Genomic DNA, 12,964 nt, shown 5'->3' on the forward strand with positions numbered 1-12,964 from the left:
TAGAGGGGACAGGCTCCAGCGTTGCCAAGGATAGAGGCGTCGCTTGAGCTTGGGGTCGAACTCACCAAAGGACTATAACAATGGCTCTCAGTAAAGAAGTGCCGGAGTTTGACATCGACGATGAGGTTCTCCTTATGGAGACCGGCATCGATTCGGAATCTTCGATGTCGAATGATGAAGGGGCTGCTCCACCTTCCGTTCGTTCCAAATCCAAACAATCCGCCACACTTAAACAACATAAATACATCGATTACACTCGGGCACTTGATGCCACGCAGCTGTATCTCAACGAAATCGGCTTTTCCCCATTGCTCTCCCCCGAGGAAGAAGTTCATTTTGCGCGCTTGTCGCAAAGTGGCGATCCGGCGGGGCGCAAGCGCATGATTGAAAGTAACCTGCGGCTGGTGGTGAAAATCGCCCGGCGTTACGTCAATCGGGGGCTGTCGCTGCTGGATCTGATCGAAGAGGGCAACCTCGGCTTGATCCGCGCGGTAGAAAAGTTCGACCCCGAGCGCGGCTTCCGCTTCTCGACCTACGCGACCTGGTGGATTCGTCAAACCATCGAGCGCGCGATCATGAATCAGACCCGGACCATCCGGTTGCCGATCCATGTGGTCAAGGAGCTCAATGTGTACCTGCGTGCTGCACGGGAGCTGACGCAGAAACTCGACCACGAACCTTCACCCGAAGAAATCGCCAACCTGCTGGAAAAACCGGTGGGCGAGGTCAAGCGCATGCTGGGCCTGAACGAGCGTGTTTCTTCGGTCGACGTCTCGCTGGGTCCGGATTCGGATAAAACCCTGCTGGACACACTTACCGATGATCGTCCGACCGATCCGTGCGAACTGCTGCAGGACGATGACCTGTCGCAGAGCATCGATCAGTGGCTGTCGGAGCTGACCGACAAGCAGCGCGAGGTGGTCATCCGCCGCTTCGGCCTGCGCGGCCACGAGAGCAGTACGCTGGAAGATGTAGGCCTGGAGATCGGCCTGACCCGGGAACGGGTAAGACAGATCCAGGTAGAAGGGCTCAAGCGCCTTCGCGAAATCCTTGAAAAGAATGGCCTGTCGAGCGAGTCGCTGTTCCAGTAAGCGCTTCAAACGACCGCCCGCAAAATGCCCCGACTGGTTCGGGGTTTTTTGTTGCCTGAAATCCACGTCGAATCGCGACGTTGTGTGTAGGAGCCTTCGGCAGCTCCTGCAAAAGATATCGGGCGAGATTTGTAGTCTCACTCTGTAAGCCTTTGCTTACTGTTTCGTAAGTGTTTGTTATTTTTACACGGCAGTAGACGTCGATATTTCCAATGGTCTGTTTTTAACTTATTGATTCGTATAATTATTTTCTAATATGAAACGCTTGTGACAGACCGTTTAAGCGTCCAGGACCTGTTGCTCTTACCTAAGAATTCTCTAGTATCCGGGTTGTGTCGACGGACAGACACGCCCTTCAAGGAAGAGGGGAAAGGACATCGCAGGATGCGATTCATCAGGACGATGAAAGGGAACACAGGGAATAGGGAAAAAATGTGGGCGGGTCAAACCGCCCCTTTTTTTGTCTGCAAAAAAGTAAAAACCGCAAAAGCAAAAAGGCCCGCAAAGGGCCTTTTTATCGAGCGCGTGACAAATCAGCGTTCGAGGTCTTTGATCTTGCCTTTGACGCCATCCCACTCTTCGGCATCCGGCAGCGATTCTTTCTTCTCGGTGATGTTCGGCCAGATTTCCGCCAACTCAACGTTCAGCTGGATGAATTCCTGCATCTCTTCCGGAACTTCGTCCTCGGAGAAAATGGCTACGGCCGGGCATTCTGGTTCGCACAGGGCGCAGTCGATGCACTCATCCGGGTGAATCACCAGGAAGTTCGGGCCTTCGTAAAAGCAGTCCACCGGACAGACTTCTACGCAGTCGGTGTACTTGCACTTGATGCAGTTGTCGGTGACGACGAAGGTCATTTCTAGTTCTCTCCTCAGGCGGCGGCAGCGTTGCCCCTTCACGGTTGGGGTCGCCAGGTTCGGGAGCGATGTCTGCTGGCCAGGCTATTAGCCAGCAGCATCCCAAACCGCGCGAGATTCTAACAGCTTGAAGCCGTTTGCGTTATATCCGCTTCTTCAGTGCTTATATCCGGTTCTTCAGCGCATAGAGCATTTCCAGAGCACGACGAGGAGTCATGTCGTCGATATCCAGTTTGGCCAGCTCATCCAGTACCGGGTGCGGCAGGCTGGCGAACATATCGCTCTGTTGCGGCGCTGCGGGTTTTCCCTTGACCGGTTTCGGCGCTTCATGGGGAAGAGCGGTCTCTTCCAGTCGACTGAGATGTTCCCGCGCCCGCACGATGACTTCGCTCGGTACGCCCGCCAGTTGCGCGACCGCCAGGCCGTAGCTCTGGCTTGCAGGCCCTGGCAGCACATGGTGCAGGAACACGATGCGCTCATTATGTTCGGTCGCGTTAAGGTGGACGTTAGCCACCAACGGCTCGGCTTCCGGCAACACGGTGAGTTCGAAATAGTGCGTGGCGAACAGCGTGTAGGCGCGCAGATGCGCCAAGCGCTCGGCCGCAGCCCAGGCCAGTGACAGGCCATCGAAGGTGCTCGTGCCGCGTCCGACTTCGTCCATCAGCACCAGACTGCGTTCGGTGGCGTTGTGCAGGATGTTGGCGGTTTCGCTCATTTCCACCATGAAGGTCGAGCGGCCACCGGCCAGGTCATCACTGGAACCGATCCGGGTGAAGATCCGGTCAACCAACGACAGTTCGCAACTGGCCGCCGGCACGAAGCTGCCGATGTGTGCCAGCAGCACGATCAAAGCGGTTTGCCGCATGTAGGTGGATTTACCGCCCATGTTCGGGCCGGTGATCACCAGCATTCGCGTGTTGTCATCCAGACTCAGGTCATTGGCCACGAACGGCGTGGTCAGGACTTGCTCGACCACCGGGTGACGACCCTGGGTGATGCGCATGCACGGCTCGCTGACGAAACGCGGGCAGTTCAGATCCAGATTCAGTGCGCGTTCGGCGAGGTTGCTCAGCACGTCCAGCTCGGCCAATGCGCCGGCAGTGTCCTGCAGCGGTGGCAACTGGCTGATCAGATCTTCCAGCAGCGCCTCATAGAGCATCTTTTCACGAGCAAGGGCGCGGCTCTTGGCCGACAGCGCCTTGTCTTCGAACTCTTTCAGTTCTGGCGTGATAAAACGCTCGGCACCTTTCAAGGTCTGGCGACGGATGTAATCCGCCGGTGCCGATTCGGCTTGCTTGCTCGGCAGCTCGATGAAGTAGCCGTGAATACGGTTGTAGCCGACTTTCAGGTGGGACAGCCCGGTGCGAGCCTTTTCCCGGGCTTCCAGATCAATCAGGAACTGGCCGGCGTTTTCGCTCAGCGATTGCAACTCGTCGAGTTCGCTGTCGTAACCGGTCTTCAACACGCCGCCGTCACGTATCACCGCAGGCGGGTTGTCGATAATGGCTTTTTCCAGCAGTGCCGCCAGTTCAGGGTAAGTGCTGGTGGTTGTCGCCAGACTTTGCAGGTGCGGCGCTTCCAGATCGGTCATCGCTACTTGCAGTTCCGGCAGCGCGCCAAGGGCATCGCGCAGGCGCGCAAGGTCACGCGGACGCGCATTGCGCAGGCCGATTCGCGCCAGGATTCGCTCGATGTCGCCGATTTCCTTGAGCTGCGGCTGCAGTTTTTCAAAACGATAGCGGTCGAGCAGGCAAGTGATCGATGTCTGACGCGCCAGCAGCACGGTCAGATCACGCAGCGGGCGGTTCAGCCAACGGGTCAGCAGACGGCTGCCCATGGCGGTCTGGCAGCGATCGACCACCGATTGCAGCGTGTTGTCGCGGCCCCCGGCCAGGTTGGTGTCGAGCTCCAGATTGCGCCGGCTCGCGCCGTCGAGCACAACCGTGTCATCTAGACGTTCGTGGCGCAGGCTGCGCAGGTGGGGCAGGGCGGTGCGTTGGGTTTCCTTGGCGTAGGCCAGCAGGCAACCGGCAGCGCCGATGGCCAGGGTCAGGTTTTCGCAACCGAAGCCCTTCAGGTCCTGGGTGGAAAACTGCTGACAGAGACTTTTCAGCGCCGAATCACGCTCGAAATCCCACGGCGCACGACGCCGCACGCCACGGCGTTTTTCCGCCGGCAGATCCCGCGGCCAGTCATCCGGGATCATCAGTTCCACCGGGTTGACCCGCTCAAGCTCTGCCAGCAGGTTTTCCCAGCCCTTGATTTCCAGCACGGTGAAGTTGCCGCTGGTGATGTCCAGCACCGCCAGACCAAACAGGCGCTCGTCGCCCAGCACGGCGGCGATCAGGTTGTCGCGGCGCTCATCGAGCAGCGCCTCGTCACTGACCGTGCCCGGTGTGATGATCCGCACCACCTGACGATCAACCGGCCCTTTACTGGTGGCCGGATCGCCGACCTGCTCGCAAATCACCACCGACTCGCCAAGCTTGACCAGTTTCGCCAGGTAACCTTCCGCCGCGTGGTAAGGAATCCCACACATCGGAATCGCCTGTCCCGCCGATTGCCCGCGCGCAGTCAGCGTGATGTCGAGCAGCTTGGCGGCCTTCTTCGCGTCTTCATAGAAGATCTCGTAGAAGTCACCCATGCGGTAGAACATCAGCTGATCCGGGTGCTGATTCTTCAGGCGCCAGTATTGCTGCATCATCGGGGTGTGGGAGGACAGATCGGAGACGGCTTTATTCATCGGATTGTCAGGCAACTCGTTAAAAGATGTAGGGCAAAAGCGGGGACAACGGCCGGGCTTTTCCGCGATGGGCGCAAGGTTAACATGGGGAGTCTGCTCGACGCAGGCATCGCGAGTCGCTGTGCATTTGCTTCGTCGAAAAGACGCTATATGCATTGATTATGCAAATCAGCATTTGTCTTCGCGAATAACTTCAAGCAATATGCGCGTTATGCAAAAACGCAACGTATCCTCCGTCTTAAGAGCACTGCTCGATCAGCACGGGATCTCCCCCACGGAGCTCCACCGTCGCACCGGCGTGCCTCAATCCACTCTCTCGCGGATTCTCAGCGGGAAGATCGTCGATCCTTCGGATAAACATATTTCGAAGATCGCCGAGTACTTCGCCGTGAGCACCGATCAGTTGCGCGGGCGCGCGGATGTCGCGCCGTCGGCGGGTGCCGGTCGCGGTGAAGTACACGCAGAACTCAAGGACATAATGCTGTGGGACGACGACACACCTGTCGATGACGACGAGGTGTCGGTGCCGTTTCTTCGCGAGGTTGAATTGGCAGCAGGATCAGGAAGATTCGTCATCGAAGAGAGCGAGCGCTCTAGCCTGCGCTTCGGCAAGCGCAGCCTGCGCCATAACGGTGTGCAGTTCGACCAGGCCAAATGCGTGACCGTGCGTGGCAACAGCATGTTGCCGGTGTTGCGTGACGGCGCCACCGTGGGTGTCAACGCGGGCAAGTGTGGCATCGGCGACATCATTGATGGTGATCTGTACGCGATCAACCACAACGGCCAGTTGCGGGTGAAGCAGCTCTATCGCTTGCCTACCGGCATTCGCCTGCGCAGCTTCAATCGTGACGAGCATCCGGACGAGGACTACAGCTTCCAGGAAATCCAGGAGGAGCAAATCGTCATCCTTGGTCACGTCTTCTGGTGGGGCATGTACGCCCGGTAATCACACCGCTTTCAGATGAAACCCGCCATCGGCGGGTTTTTTTTCGCCTGTCAAAAGACCTCGGAACCTTGATCTATGCGGCTTTCATGCGTGAGCGCATTTCTTGCGCATAAATAAATGCATTTGTGCATTGACTGTATATGCATCCATGCATATTATTGCCACCAAGCCGCTCGACAAAGCGGCTGGAAACGAAAGCTCTTTAGTTCCACAAGAACAGGCAGCGATGAACCGGCCTTAACGGTTCAGAGGGTTGGCAACTGACCCGGGTGTGCAGCGTAAAGCACCAGAAGCAGTTATCCGGCGGGCAGGGACCGCGGTCGGAAAAACAATCTGAATGGACTCGTACCGCGCCAGTAGCGCCGAAAAGTCAGCTTCCTTTTTTGAACACAGGATTTAAAGGAAGGCGAAGGAGCGCATTACTGAAAAGCCCGGCCAATGGTCGGGCTTTTTGGAATGCCTGCCTCGTTTGGCGCATTACGCCGTATCACCGGCGTGAAGGCGCCTTCGTTATTGGATGTGATCCCACGGCATTTCCCCTGATACAAAACTCATAATCGAGAGAAAACATATGTTGAAGAAATACCTCGTTCCGCTCCTGTCCTGCGCTGTGCTGCTCGGCACGGGTACAAACATTCTTGCAGCCAACCTGTTGGTCAATGGCAGTTTTGAACAATCGACATGCGGTGGCGGCTGCATTCTGGACACTCCGGCGAAAGCGAATGCCATCACCGGCTGGACAACTTTTTTGTCCGGTGCTGAGTACTTCAATATGCCGAATGCGTTTGGCGGCTCTGTGGCTGCGGATGGCGTGATGATCGTTGATCTTGCCAATTATGTTTACGGCAATGGTGGTGGGATTCAGCAGAACTTCGCCACCGCGGTAGGTGCCAAGTATCGACTGACCTTCAGTGCGGGTAACTCCCGGTTTGCCAGCCGCTCCGGCGACGGTGTCGTACAGGTGAAGGTGGCTGGACAAGCAGTCACATTTAACACACCGACGGCTAAGGGCGTTGCAGTTGAGTGGGCCCCCATCACCTACGATTTCACCGCAACTACGTCGCAGACTACAGTGGCGTTTTCCAACGAGCAGAGCACTAACACCAACTTTGCCTTTATCGACAACGTCATTGTTGAACGTCTGTAACGGCTATAGCCAGAAAGCTGCTGTGTTTACTTCAAGCGTGAAAAGCGCCACCGATCGGGTGTTGCCTGCTCACGCCCCTTTCTTTCATCAATCACCCTCAGGAGGCGTGACATGACAAGCGAGCAACAAGCGTTGGCGGAAATGCCGATCTGGCTGGTCATCCTCCTTGCCGTAGTGGGCGGGGTGTCCGGCGAAATGTGGCGCGCCGATAAAGAGGGCGCCCGTGGTTGGTCACTGCTGCGGCGCCTGGCCCTGCGCTCCGGCGCCTGCATGATCTGCGGCGTGTCGGCGATCATGCTGCTGTATGCCGCAGGGTTGTCGATCTGGGCCGCCGGCGCGTTCGGTTGCCTGACCGCCATGGCCGGCGCCGACGTGGCCATCGGTCTATACGAGCGCTGGGCCGCCAAGCGCATCGGCGTCTGCGAAGTTCCGCCGCGCGACCAGCCTTAACCCTGACTGCTTCTCCGTGCCGCCATTTTGGCGGCAGGGCTGCGCGTGGACGATTGAAAAGGAGGTCATGCATGCCCACACCGATCCAGCAGCCGTCGCAACTGTTTACAGCCATCGCGACGACGCTGCGCAACACCGCCGCGCTCAATATCAATGTCGGCAATCACGACGATTTCACTGCACCCGGCGAACAAGCCTGGGTACTGATCGACATCGAACGTAATGCACCGGGAGAGCGCGCCGCCAACGGGCGTATTGCCCATGTGTTGACGTTGTCACTGCAAGTCATCCCGGCGCTTTCCGCGAGTGCTTTTGCAGCCTGCGATCTGATTGCCGTGTTGAAAAACCTGATCACCGACAACCGCTGGAACCTGCCCGGCGATCAATGCGATCTGCCGATGAACATCGATGGCTTGCCGTCATTGCTCATCCGCACAGAGCAGCCATACAAAGCCTGGACGTTGTCATTCAACCAGACCCTTTACCTCGGTCCGACCTTGCTCGACGACCCGCTCGGCATCCCGAAATTCGCCCGCACCTGGGAAGTCAGCAACATCGACGACCCCGACCAATACACCACGCTGGAGGCCTGACCGATGTTTGACGCATTACTGCGCATGCAACTGGGCCCGATCATCGAACGGCTAGCCGAGATGGAAGCGGAGATCGAAGACCTGCACCGACGTGCCGAAAGTTTCTGCCGCATCGGCGTCTGTCAGGAAGTCGACGCCGCGAGCAACACCTGCAAGGTCAGCCACGGCGGATTGCTTACGCCATCGATCAAGTTCTTCAACCCCAGCGCTGGCGCTCAAAGCGAATCGCGGATACCGACGGTGGGTGAGCAGTGCCTGCTGTTCAATTACGGCAGCGGTGAAAGCGGCGCACAGAGCGTGGCTTTGTTCGGCTTGAACAGTGATCGTTTTCCGCCCACCTCGACCATACCGACGCTGACGCGCCGCGTGCATCAGGACGGCAGCGAAAGCGCTTACGACGACGCCACGCACACGCTGAATTGGCTTAACGGCCCGGCGGCTTTCAACGGGTCTCGTAAATCGCTTGAACTGAGCATCGGCCCGGCGCGACTGACGCTGACCCCGCAGGTGATCAACCTGCAACTGGGCGCCGTCGGCCTGACCATCGACGCTTCGGGCGTTCACTTCAGCGGCCCATTGGTGGATCACCAGGGCCGTGTCATAAGCCCCTGATCTAAGAGCCTCCCATGATCGGAATCGACAGAGACAGCGGGGCCACGGTCGACGACTGGCTGCAGTTTGTGCAGCGCGCGACCCGGGCCCTGACCACGCCGCTGGGCACTCGGCAAAAAAGGCCCCTCTATGGCTCGATGATCCCCACGCTGCTGGGGCAGAACCTCGGTGACGACGTGCTGCTTCTGGCCCAGAGCCACGCGGCGCAAGCGTTCTACAACAAGCAAAACGGCATCGATGATTTTCAGCCGCAAGTGATTGTCGCCAGCCGTCAGGGCGCCGGCCTGTTGCTGCGTTTCGCCGGCACCTGGAAAAACCGTCAACAGACATTCGAGGTAGTGACATGAGCATGTTGATCCCCGGCCAGAACCAATTGGCCGAACCTTCGCTGATCACCGTCGAAGCCTTCGAAGATTTGCTCGCCGAGTTCAAGACCTTCGTCGTCGAATACGTTGGCGCCCGAGCACCGGACAGCGCAGCGAAACTCAAGAGCAGCCTGGAAAACGAAAGCGAACTGCTGACGCTTGCGCTTGAAGCGTTTTGCGTCCGGCTGCAAACCCACGAACGCAAATACAACGCCCGCATCAAGCAGATGCTGGCGTGGTGGGCGACCGGCAGCAATCTCGATGCACGGCTGGCCGACATGGGCCTGGAGCGGCAATTGCTCGATCCGGGCGATCCGGCAGCCTTCCCGGCGGTGCCGGCGATTTATGAAAGCGACGACGATGCGCGGCTGCGTTATTACCTCGCGCCGCATGCCCCGGCGGCGGGTTCGCGGATGCAGTATCGCCGCGAAGTGTTCACCCTCGGCGAGCGGCCGACGGTGAAAGTCGAGTCGTCCGATGCGGGTGTGGTGAACGTCACTTACACCTTCAACCCCGACGGCCTCGCCGCGCAGGTCAAGGATGGTAACGGCCGCCGCACAGCGCCCGGCGAAGTGCAGGTCACTGTGCTTTCCCGCGACGGTGACGGCACGCCTTCCGAAGCATTGCTCAACGGCGTTCGCCAACACTTTGCCCGGCCCGATGTTCGCCCGGAAACAGATCGGGTCACGGTCAAGGCTGCCGACATTCAGCGCTACAAAATCCGTGTCGTCGCCAAGATCAACTCTGGCCCCGATTCGGGCCTGACCCAAGTCGCTGCGCAACAACAATTGCAGGCCTACGCCGACAGTTGTCATCGCCTTGAAGGGCGGGTCGATCCGAGCTGGATCGACTACACGTTGCACAGTGCCGGCGCCGTGCAACTGCAAATTCTTGAGCCGGTGGATTCGATCATCACCAGCGCGTTTGAAGCGCCGTACTGCACGGCGGTCGAAGTCGAGGTGCTGACCATATGAGCGATCAAACTCAGCGCCCGACGTTGCTGCCGGCGAACAGTTCGGCACTGGAGCGAGGGCTGGATCTGGGCTTCGGCGCATTGCTTGATCGCATCGCGCCGCCGTTTCCCGAACTGATGAATCCGAGCGAAACGCCTGTCGCGTTTCTACCGTATCTGGCAGCCGATCGTGGCGTCGCCGAATGGAGCACGACTGCACCGGAAGCGGAAAAGCGCCTGACCGTCGAACTCGCCTGGCCCACCGCGCGCCAGGCCGGCACACGCAAAGCGCTGGAGAACGCCGCCAAGGGTTTGCAACTGCGCCCGGAAATTCGCGCCTGGTACGAACAGACACCGCCCGGCGCGCCGTACAGTTTTTCCGTGCGCGCCTTCAGCGACCAACCCTACAGCGCAGCAATCGACGCTCGTCTCGACCGCCGTCTGGCGGATGCCAAGAGCGAACGGGACATTCTGTCGGTGTCGGTCGGGTTGAGCGCATTCGGCAGCCATTACATCGGCGCCGCGACCTTCTGCGGCGAACTGACCACGGTTTATCCGGTGTTCATCGAAGGGCTCGAAACCTCGGGAGAGGCGTTCATGGCTGCCGGCATGTACACCGTCGAAACATCCACTATTTATCCTCAGGGGGCCTGAATGGCTGACTATTACACCCTGCTCACCAACGCAGGGATTGCCTACGAAACGGCGTGCAAGGCCGCGGGCACGCCGATCAAGTTGACGCAGATTTCCGTCGGTGACGGCGGCGAGGGCGGGGTCTACAACCCGGCCGCAACCGCCACCGCGCTCAAACGCGAAGTCTGGCGCGGGCCGCTCAATGCGCTGTTCCAGGACGAGAAAAATCCGAGTTGGCTGCTTGCTGAAGTGACCATTCCGCCGGATGTTGGCGGTTGGTATGTGCGGGAAGCGGGGCTGTGGACGGACACTGGCGTTCTCTACGCCATCGTCAAATATCCGGAGTCGTTCAAACCGGTTCTGGCCAACTCGGGGTCGGGTAAAGAGTTCTACATCCGCTCGATTTTCGAGACCAGTAACGCGTCGCTGGTGACGTTGTTGATTGATGACACGGTGGTGAAGGCTACTCGTGCATGGGTCATGAGTTATCTGGCTGAAGAACTCGGCAAACTTGATGGCAAGCAGTCGGTGCGCATCGCTGCAACTGGCAACGTGGTGATGAAAGGCGCACAGCAGATTGACGGTGTGGCGGTAATTGCCGGTGATCGCGTGTTGCTGGCGAACCAGACTTTGGCCAAGGACAACGGCCTATGGATTGTTGCCAACGGTGACTGGGTTCGAGCGAACGATGCCAGCACCAGTGCCAAAGTCACGCCGGGCCTGACGGTCATGGTGGAGGAGGGCACGGCGAACGGTGATTCGCTCTGGCACCTGACTACCAATGCGCCGATCACCCTCGGGACTACGGCGCTGACGTTCAAGATGCTGGCAGGGCGCACCGGGATTGCTGCCGGTACTTACAAGAGTCTGACCGTTGACGAATACGGCCGGGCGACGGCTGGTGCGAATCCCGAAACGCTGGCCGGGTTCGGTATTAAGGATTCGTACACCAAGGCTGAAGTTGAAGCGTTGATTGCCAAGGCGTCGGCGTTGCCGGTGGGTTCGATAGTTGCGTTCCCGGTTGATGCACCACCGCCGGGTTTTCTGGAGCTGGATAACAGCGTCAAGAGCAGTGCGACTTACCCAGACTTGAGCGCTTATTTGGGCGGCAAGTTTAATAAGGGGGATGAGGGTGTTGGGAATTTCCGCTTGCCTGAGACGCGTGGGGAGTTCTTGCGTGGTTGGGATCATGGGCGGGGTGTCGACAGTAACCGCGCGGTCGGCAGTTACCAAATTGACACTTTGCAAAATATAACCGGTGTCTTTGACGGCTATCTTGACATCACGTCGGCAAGTGGTGCGTTTGAAAAAAGTAATCTGAACACTGCGCCGAATCCCGTTAGCCAAAAAAACGCTTATCACGCCGTTACGTTTGATGCCTCCAAGGTAGCGCGTACCTCTTCTGAAACACGTCCACGCAACATTGCTGTCGTTTGGTGCATCAAAGCCTGGAACGCGTCTGTCAATCAGGGAAACATCGACCTGGCTGCGTTGGCTGTAATGGCGCAGCAAGCGACTGAACTGAATCAGGGCACAGCAAAAATCGCCACCCAAGCCCAGGCAGACGCGGGCACTGATGACAAAGCCGTAGTCACTCCCAAAAAAATGCGTTGGGGATTTTCAATTGGCATTTCTGAGAACTTGGGCAGTAGCTACGTTGTATTTCCGACGTGGCTCGGAGGTTTGATCATTCAGTGGGGTATGACGAACGCAATCGCATCCGGCGCAAATTACCTCCAGGCCTTTCCGGTAGCGTTCCCGTTGTTTGTGCCAGCAGTGTTTACGACTTATCCCAATGCTGCAGTGGATGCGCCGACGAGCTCGACCTATATCGGTCAGGTTCGAGCTCAGAGTAAGGCAAACGTGACCATTCGCAACATTGGCCCCACCCCGGCACAATTTTATTTTCTGGCTATCGGCCGTTGAGGCAGAGAACCAGTCGAGGGTTAGCTATGAAGTTCGCAACATTTAGTGAAACCGGTGAGTTGACCGGACGTTATGACTCGGCCCTTCACTCAGTCATTCCTGAACAAGCGGTCGAACTGAGCGATGAAGTTTTTCTCGCCACCAGAACCGATCAAACGGGTGAGTGGAGGCTGTTAGATGGACAGGTCGTAAAAGTACCCTTCGCAATAGCGGAGCCGAATTACCCCGAACTGTTCGCGCAAACGCGGTTCTTGCATGAAACACACGGTATCGCTGTAGAGGGATTGAATATAGAAACAACTCGCGACAGTCAGGCACTTATTGCCAGTACCGGACTGTCAGCGATTCTCGACCCGGAGTACCGATGCAACTTTAAAACGCTGGATGGGTTTGTCCAGCTCGACGCAGCGCAAATTCTGAACATTGCCAGATCTGTCCGGGCTCACGTCCAAGCCTGTTTTGACAGAGAGCTGGACCTGTTGAGTGCATTTGAGTCCGGTACTTACACAGACCAAATGCTCGTGGACGGCTGGCCCGATTCTTCCACGGACACGCCGGTCTCCGCGCATCCATAAACGCCCCGAACCCCGGGGCGTTTTCTTATCCGCCAAAAAAAACCAACACCCGCCAAAGCCCCTCCCCGAGGGGC

13 protein-coding genes are annotated in these 12,964 nt (G+C 58.0%); 11 read left to right on the forward strand and 2 right to left on the reverse strand.

Annotated features, from left to right (window positions below; genetic code table 11):
• Positions 1–80 precede the first annotated feature (80 nt).
• The gene (gene rpoS / locus ACA061_RS05495) at positions 81–1,091 is read left to right on the forward strand and encodes an RNA polymerase sigma factor RpoS (protein WP_150597634.1); all 1,011 of its coding nucleotides are present in this window, start codon (positions 81–83) and stop codon (positions 1,089–1,091) included.
• A gap of 533 nt (positions 1,092–1,624) precedes the next feature.
• On the opposite strand, the gene fdxA is transcribed toward rpoS, so the two are convergent.
• Positions 1,625–1,948: a ferredoxin FdxA gene (gene fdxA, locus ACA061_RS05500; protein WP_007908827.1), complete on the reverse strand. Its 324-nt coding sequence runs from the start codon at positions 1,946–1,948 to the stop codon at positions 1,625–1,627.
• A 163-nt stretch (positions 1,949–2,111) separates the two neighbouring features.
• On the reverse strand, positions 2,112–4,691 hold the full coding sequence (mutS, locus tag ACA061_RS05505) for a DNA mismatch repair protein MutS (RefSeq protein ID WP_047299922.1): 2,580 nt from the start codon (positions 4,689–4,691) through the stop codon (positions 2,112–2,114).
• Positions 4,692–4,893: 202 nt separating this feature from the next.
• Here mutS and ACA061_RS05510 point away from each other — a divergent pair, with 202 nt between their 5' ends.
• From ACA061_RS05510 to ACA061_RS05555, 10 genes are all read left to right on the forward strand, one after another.
• Positions 4,894–5,637, forward strand: coding sequence for a LexA family transcriptional regulator (locus ACA061_RS05510; protein WP_150604695.1), 744 nt, complete (start codon positions 4,894–4,896; stop codon positions 5,635–5,637).
• Between the two features lie 571 nt (positions 5,638–6,208).
• Positions 6,209–6,784, forward strand: coding sequence for a DUF642 domain-containing protein (locus ACA061_RS05515; RefSeq protein WP_497300774.1), 576 nt, complete (start codon positions 6,209–6,211; stop codon positions 6,782–6,784).
• Between the two features lie 111 nt (positions 6,785–6,895).
• Positions 6,896–7,234 (forward strand): phage holin family protein, encoded by a 339-nt coding sequence (locus ACA061_RS05520; RefSeq protein ID WP_047299923.1) that lies wholly within the window; start codon positions 6,896–6,898, stop codon positions 7,232–7,234.
• A gap of 71 nt (positions 7,235–7,305) precedes the next feature.
• Positions 7,306–7,827 (forward strand): hypothetical protein, encoded by a 522-nt coding sequence (locus tag ACA061_RS05525; RefSeq protein ID WP_047299924.1) that lies wholly within the window; start codon positions 7,306–7,308, stop codon positions 7,825–7,827.
• Between the two features lie 3 nt (positions 7,828–7,830).
• Positions 7,831–8,439 (forward strand): phage baseplate assembly protein V, encoded by a 609-nt coding sequence (locus ACA061_RS05530; RefSeq protein WP_497300775.1) that lies wholly within the window; start codon positions 7,831–7,833, stop codon positions 8,437–8,439.
• 14 nt (positions 8,440–8,453) lie between these two features.
• The gene (locus ACA061_RS05535; RefSeq protein ID WP_497300776.1) at positions 8,454–8,786 is read left to right on the forward strand and encodes a phage baseplate protein; all 333 of its coding nucleotides are present in this window, start codon (positions 8,454–8,456) and stop codon (positions 8,784–8,786) included.
• On the forward strand, positions 8,783–9,778 hold the full coding sequence (locus ACA061_RS05540; RefSeq protein ID WP_497300777.1) for a baseplate J/gp47 family protein: 996 nt from the start codon (positions 8,783–8,785) through the stop codon (positions 9,776–9,778). The genes ACA061_RS05535 and ACA061_RS05540 overlap by 4 nt, the downstream gene beginning before the upstream one ends.
• The gene (locus tag ACA061_RS05545; RefSeq protein WP_210553877.1) at positions 9,775–10,410 is read left to right on the forward strand and encodes a phage tail protein I; all 636 of its coding nucleotides are present in this window, start codon (positions 9,775–9,777) and stop codon (positions 10,408–10,410) included. Before ACA061_RS05540 ends, ACA061_RS05545 begins: the two co-directional genes overlap by 4 nt.
• Complete coding sequence (locus ACA061_RS05550; protein WP_497300778.1) at positions 10,411–12,315, forward strand: phage tail-collar fiber domain-containing protein; 1,905 nt, start codon at positions 10,411–10,413, stop codon at positions 12,313–12,315.
• A gap of 26 nt (positions 12,316–12,341) precedes the next feature.
• The gene (locus tag ACA061_RS05555) at positions 12,342–12,890 is read left to right on the forward strand and encodes a DUF4376 domain-containing protein (protein ID WP_210553875.1); all 549 of its coding nucleotides are present in this window, start codon (positions 12,342–12,344) and stop codon (positions 12,888–12,890) included.
• The last annotated feature ends 74 nt before the right edge of the window (positions 12,891–12,964 follow it).

Source organism: Pseudomonas sp. LBUM1668 (genome assembly GCF_059695715.1).

Bases quoted from the DNA above. Each gene is read 5' to 3' on its own strand.
- ACA061_RS05550 (WP_497300778.1), top strand. From the start codon at position 10,411: ATGGCTGACTATTACACCCTGCTCACCAACGCAGGGATTGCCTACGAA.
- ACA061_RS05535 (WP_497300776.1), top strand. From the start codon at position 8,454: ATGATCGGAATCGACAGAGACAGCGGGGCCACGGTCGACGACTGGCTG.
- ACA061_RS05555 (WP_210553875.1), top strand. From the start codon at position 12,342: ATGAAGTTCGCAACATTTAGTGAAACCGGTGAGTTGACCGGACGTTAT.
- ACA061_RS05520 (WP_047299923.1), top strand. From the start codon at position 6,896: ATGACAAGCGAGCAACAAGCGTTGGCGGAAATGCCGATCTGGCTGGTC.
- rpoS (WP_150597634.1), top strand. From the start codon at position 81: ATGGCTCTCAGTAAAGAAGTGCCGGAGTTTGACATCGACGATGAGGTT.
- ACA061_RS05525 (WP_047299924.1), top strand. From the start codon at position 7,306: ATGCCCACACCGATCCAGCAGCCGTCGCAACTGTTTACAGCCATCGCG.
- ACA061_RS05510 (WP_150604695.1), top strand. From the start codon at position 4,894: ATGCGCGTTATGCAAAAACGCAACGTATCCTCCGTCTTAAGAGCACTG.
- ACA061_RS05545 (WP_210553877.1), top strand. From the start codon at position 9,775: ATGAGCGATCAAACTCAGCGCCCGACGTTGCTGCCGGCGAACAGTTCG.
- mutS (WP_047299922.1), bottom strand. From the start codon at position 4,691: ATGAATAAAGCCGTCTCCGATCTGTCCTCCCACACCCCGATGATGCAG.
- ACA061_RS05530 (WP_497300775.1), top strand. From the start codon at position 7,831: ATGTTTGACGCATTACTGCGCATGCAACTGGGCCCGATCATCGAACGG.
- ACA061_RS05515 (WP_497300774.1), top strand. From the start codon at position 6,209: ATGTTGAAGAAATACCTCGTTCCGCTCCTGTCCTGCGCTGTGCTGCTC.
- fdxA (WP_007908827.1), bottom strand. From the start codon at position 1,948: ATGACCTTCGTCGTCACCGACAACTGCATCAAGTGCAAGTACACCGAC.
- ACA061_RS05540 (WP_497300777.1), top strand. From the start codon at position 8,783: ATGAGCATGTTGATCCCCGGCCAGAACCAATTGGCCGAACCTTCGCTG.